At 51.9% G+C, this 293-nt stretch carries 1 protein-coding gene; it reads right to left on the reverse strand.

What is annotated here, in order from left to right; translation table 11 throughout:
* Positions 1-293, reverse strand: a 293-nt coding sequence (locus MUW49_RS19625; protein WP_244813108.1) for a transposase, incomplete at both ends; no start/stop codon positions are given.

The raw sequence follows: 293 nt of genomic DNA on the forward strand, positions 1-293 counted from the left end.
CTTCAAATCCTCAATGACGATCATCGCGTGGTTTTTGCTGATAGTCGTTGTGACCTTGTGAAGGTAATCGCGGCGGGTATTGGCGATATGTGAATGCAGCCGCTGGATCTTGGCTTTTTGTTTCTTCCAGTTGCTGCTGAACTTTATCTTTTTGCTCAACTGGCGTTGGAGCCTTGCCAGCTTGGTCTGATTGGTTTTGAAGCTGTTGACGGGCTCAAACACCGTGCCATCTGACAGGGTTGCGAGCTTGGCGATCCCCGCATCCAGCCCGACCATTGAGCCGGAGGGGTGAA

Origin of the sequence: Aeromonas sp. LsrichE-8G (assembly GCF_022869435.1) — a bacterium.
GTDB lineage: Bacteria > Pseudomonadota > Gammaproteobacteria > Enterobacterales > Aeromonadaceae > Aeromonas > Aeromonas caviae.